Source organism: uncultured Gimesia sp. (assembly GCF_937910335.1).
In the GTDB taxonomy this organism is placed as follows: domain Bacteria; phylum Planctomycetota; class Planctomycetia; order Planctomycetales; family Planctomycetaceae; genus Gimesia.
Map to the genome: position 1 here is coordinate 1 of NZ_CALEMX010000378.1, position 4,541 is coordinate 4,541.

Genomic DNA, 4,541 nt, shown 5'->3' on the forward strand with positions numbered 1-4,541 from the left:
ATTCGAGCCTGGATCGATTCCTGGCTCAACCCAAATGGGAAATATCGGTTTAAATCATTGTTAGATGTTAATCCCTTACATTTCCCACCAAACTATATAGCGAGTTATTCTCATGAACGTACTCTCTCATTACTGTAAATCGATCTCACTCTCACTTCTGCTGTTTCTGCCGACGATGACTCTGGCCGCGGAAGCGCCGCAGATTAAAGTTGGCTTTGCTGAACGGGACATTACTCCTGAAATCGGGATGGAGCAGCCGGGCGGTTATGGAAAATCGTTCCATCGCTCTTTTCATGATCCGTGCAAAACGCGGGCAGGCGTCTTTGATAATGGCACGAATGTGGTGGCGGTGGTGAGTCTGGATGCGTTGTTTATTCGTCGCGTCACCGTGAATGAGATTCGAAAACGCGTGCAGGCCAAATGCAAAATTCCCGCGACATCAATTCTGCTGCACGCAACGCACTCTCACTCTTCGGGGCCGATGGGTATGATTCTGCCCGGCGAGTACGATCATGCTTCTGAATTTGTGCAAGAGCTGGCTTATAAGAAATCATCGACGGCTGATGCCGCCTATCTGGAAACGGTCGTTGATCAGAGTGTGGAAGCTATTTGCGAAGCTTACAAAAAACGAAATGCCTCCCAGTGTGGTGCGGGTGTGGGTATTGAAGAACAGGTGGCCTTTAACCGCCGGTTTTTCATGCGGAATGGTTTGTCCTTTACCCACCCGCGGCCCGGCAATCCCGATATTGTGAAACCCGCGGGCCCGGTTGACCCGGAAGTCGGCGTGATTGGCGTGTGGGATGAACAGGGAGAGTTAAAGGGCTGTATTGTGAATTTCGTGTGTCACGCCACCACGAATCCGGGTGGCATCTCGGCGAATTATATCTACTATGTTGAGCAGGTCATTCGAGGTGTGTATGGCAAAGATGCGATTGTTGTCTTTCTAGCGGGTGCTTCGGGGGATGTGACTCAGGTGGATAATCTATCCAAATTCTCACGGCGTCCGAGTGAAGAGTCAGCCCGTTTTGTGGGTGGTCGCGTGGGAGCGGAAGCGGTGAAGGTGCTGCTCTCGATGCCGCGTGGTAACTTTGAAACTATCGCCAGTAAAACCAAGATGCTGAAAATTCCGCGGCGTAAACCAACTCCGAAACGAGTGAAGAAAGCGATTGAGACCGTGAAAGCGGGACCGGCCAAGTCGAACGCCGTTGATTGGGTGTTCGCGAAAGAGACCGTACTGCTGGATGCCCGTTTGCAAAAGGAACCTGTGGCAGAAGTGGAAATTCAGGCGGTTCAAATTGGTCCCGTTGTTTTGTTAACCGACCCTGCTGAGTTTTTCTGTCAACTGGGTCTCGACATTAAAGCGGGCAGCCCGTTTCCGATGACGTTTCCGGTTTCGCTGGCGAATGGCTGTGTGGGATATGTGCCGACCAAGGAAGCGTTCGACAAAAACGGCGGCGGATATGAAACCCGACTGACAGGATACAGCAACCTGATCATCACCGCGGGTCCGCAAATGGTGGATGCGGCTGTGGAACTTTCGAAACAGTTAACACCCGATAAACTGTTACAACGGCCGGGGGCTCCTGCGTTTAGTAACAACCCCTGGGCGTATGGGAGTGTGGCACCGGAGCTGGAGTAACGGTTTAAGTTGTGGGGAATGTATACTGAATGGAGTTGATCGTTTTTGACTCAACTCTTTTACTACCACGAAATGCACGAACGACACGAAATTAAAACAGTGGCTAGTGCCGGGCATCAGGCTCGACTCGATCCGCTGTTTTATTGGTTTCCCGTTTTTGGAATCGTTGACTTCCCAATCCTATTCGGATAGGGCCGGTCGCTGAATAAAGTCATTAGGCTCGTCACTTGTATTTCCGATGCCAGTGAATTTGAAATTCTCGATGTAGACGATCCACAATCCTTTGGGGTGGAATCGCCCATTACACGCCTTGACCGCCTGGATGACGTGCTGATATCGCAATGCCATGTCGGCATCAATCGCGACTTCCAAGTCATTGATTATCGGGTTGCCCGGTTTGCCGATAATTTTCAGGATTTGGTGATTCAGCCCCTCGAATGCCTGATTGTCGTTTCCCAACTTAAGCGGTCCCAGCTGCAGCAACTTTAGTGAGCCGTCGGCGTTCGCCGTCAATCGCACCTTGATTTCAAAACAGTTACCATTGGACTGGGTGTTCCTCTGTGGTGGGACACGAATGAAAAACTCACGCGGGGCAGCGGATTTGGAATCTGACTCTGGCATGACCAGTCGAACTTTCTCAATTCGGTTGACCCCTTCTTTCGTTTTCTCGTCATGACGACCGGCGCATAAAGCGATTGCGCGATGGACAAACTCAAACCGGAGCTGTTCGTCGGCGTCGATATCAACCATCCATTCGCTAGCCTCTGCTCTCGCCTTGTTCTGAGCGAATTCGGCAACGGCACTTTCGAATTGTCGAAATGAGTTGTCGTCATTGCCAATGTTCTGCCGGTCGAGAGTAACCTGTTTGAGACTGCCGTCCTCGTTGGACGCGAGGTGCAACTGCAATGGCCCATCGGGTTTGTTGAATTCAGCCGGGTCGCACCCCATGCAGGCCAATAGCGAGAGAATTGCTAGACATCTCAATTCAGCGTGCATGCGTGTCCTCTTTTGGATATCGGCTGACATCGAAACAGGCTATTGATGCTCACAGCGATCATCATTAGCCGGGATTTCTCATATGGGTTGAGCCTGGAACCGATCCAGACTCGTATCCTTCGCGATTGTAACACCAGCACCTCTCCAAAGGTTAATGGGAGTGTAGATTTTTCGACATTTTTTCCGTCTTCCAGGTCGAAGGAATATCGTTACCGGTAAGGCAATCCGTCAATGTCAGTTCGATGCGTGCATGTGTCGATGGCTGCAATGTAAGAAAAGCTTGAACTCGCAAACAGTGTGCAGTAGACTCATTGTAAAGTTATCGATTGGGGCAGCCTGCCAGTGACCGGTTTTGACGAACGGTTATCGCTTAGCCTGATGTCAGCGCGTGAAAGCTCGTTTGCAATTTACACAAGGTCGAACAGATGAATACAGACCGTAGAGAGTTCATTAAGCTCACAGGAGCGGCGGGGGCAGGACTGATTGCACTCGGTGGTATTTCAAATCAGACCAAAGCGGCTCTTCCTTCCGGCAACCAAAAAGAAGAAACAGACGCCGGTTTCATGACTGAGTTGTTTCTCGACAACGAGATGATCGAAGTCACGCCGGGGGTATCGCGCAAACTGCATCAGCCAAAGAAACATTTATTGAACCCGGTGGTCCGCTGTGATCGCTGGTGTGATGGGAATATTATTCAGCCCTATACCACAATGTACGACCCGGAGGATAAGCTCTTCAAGATGTGGGCTCGAACTGGCAGCGGTCTGAAGTCAAAGTTCCTGGATGGTCACTCTGCGTACATGTGCTATTTCACTTCAAAAGATGGGATCCATTGGGAGAAACCCGATCTTGGCTTGATGGAGATTGCAGGTCGGCGCGATCATAATATTATCTTTACGAGTGATTCGGTTTCCGCAGCGCCCGCGGCAGGATTCCAAGAGAAACAGAGCTTTGTTGTGCCAACTCAACCTGCAAAGCCTCAGGGAAAGAAGGCCTTCTTCTGGGGAGTGAATAAGCATCCCAACCCGCGCAATGCCAGCGAGAAGTTTGTCGCCCTGGCGATTGTTCAAGATCATCGGCGCGGAGCACATATTGTGACGTCGCCCGACGGCATCCACTGGTCATGTGCCAGCGCTCCCTTCTGGCAGACGCCGAATGATGTCTCCGGGAAGGGAGACGATTGTCTGATGCATTTGATCTATGATAAAGCGAAACAGAAATGGGTTGTGTATCGCCGCATCATTCCGGAATTCAGCGAACGAATGATCGCAAACGAGGCTGACGGTGATCGGCGGGCCGTCGATCGTTACTATCGCTCTTATGCCTACGCTGAAAGTGATGATCTGCAAAAATGGGAGAACCATCAATTCATCCTTAGCATGGATCCAGATGATCCGCCCGATACCGAACTCTATCAATTCGGTTGTCATAAGCTCGGGCAGACATATATCGGTTACATGAGTGTGTTTTATCTGCGTTCGCCGCAACCGATTAATATTCATCTCGCGACAAGCCGCGATGGAATTAACTTTACGCGCGTTTGTCGAGGGGAGCCATTTATCCCGCACGGATCGCTGGGCTACTACGATTACATGGCGATGGCTTGTTCCCAACCCGAACCGATTATTGTCGATGATACGGTGTATCTTTATTACGCCGCACTCAACTATCCCCATAATGCGGCGCAGGCTCAGATTGGGCCCGAGGTTCTGCATTGTGGTGCGGCTCTTGCTACTTTCAAGCGCGACCGGTTTGCTTCGCTTGAAACAAGTGATGTCGATCGGGGTCCGTGCCGGGTTGTGACGAAGCCGTTTACCGTGCGGCACCCCAAGTTGTTCCTTAACGCTGCTACCTGGATGTCGGGATCGATTCACGTGGAGGCTTTAACGGATGACTGGCAGCCGAT

General features: G+C 51.0%; 2 protein-coding genes and 1 pseudogene. 2 read left to right on the plus strand and 1 reads right to left on the minus strand.

Features of this window, described 5'->3' with window-relative positions:
• Positions 1-112 precede the first annotated feature (112 nt).
• On the plus strand, positions 113-1,639 hold the full coding sequence (locus Q0668_RS15100; protein ID WP_298866133.1) for a hypothetical protein: 1,527 nt from the start codon (positions 113-115) through the stop codon (positions 1,637-1,639).
• A gap of 180 nt (positions 1,640-1,819) precedes the next feature.
• Here Q0668_RS15100 and Q0668_RS15105 read toward each other — a convergent pair whose 3' ends face one another.
• Complete coding sequence (locus Q0668_RS15105) at positions 1,820-2,635, minus strand: hypothetical protein (RefSeq protein ID WP_298866135.1); 816 nt, start codon at positions 2,633-2,635, stop codon at positions 1,820-1,822.
• Between the two features lie 425 nt (positions 2,636-3,060).
• Between Q0668_RS15105 and Q0668_RS15110 the strand changes: the two are divergent.
• Positions 3,061-4,541, plus strand: a pseudogene (locus Q0668_RS15110) (hypothetical protein); the annotation flags it as partial.

Excerpts from the sequence above, each read along its gene's own strand:
- Q0668_RS15105 (WP_298866135.1), bottom strand. The coding sequence starts at position 2,635 with ATGCACGCTGAATTGAGATGTCTAGCAATTCTCTCGCTATTGGCCTGC.
- Q0668_RS15100 (WP_298866133.1), top strand. The coding sequence starts at position 113 with ATGAACGTACTCTCTCATTACTGTAAATCGATCTCACTCTCACTTCTG.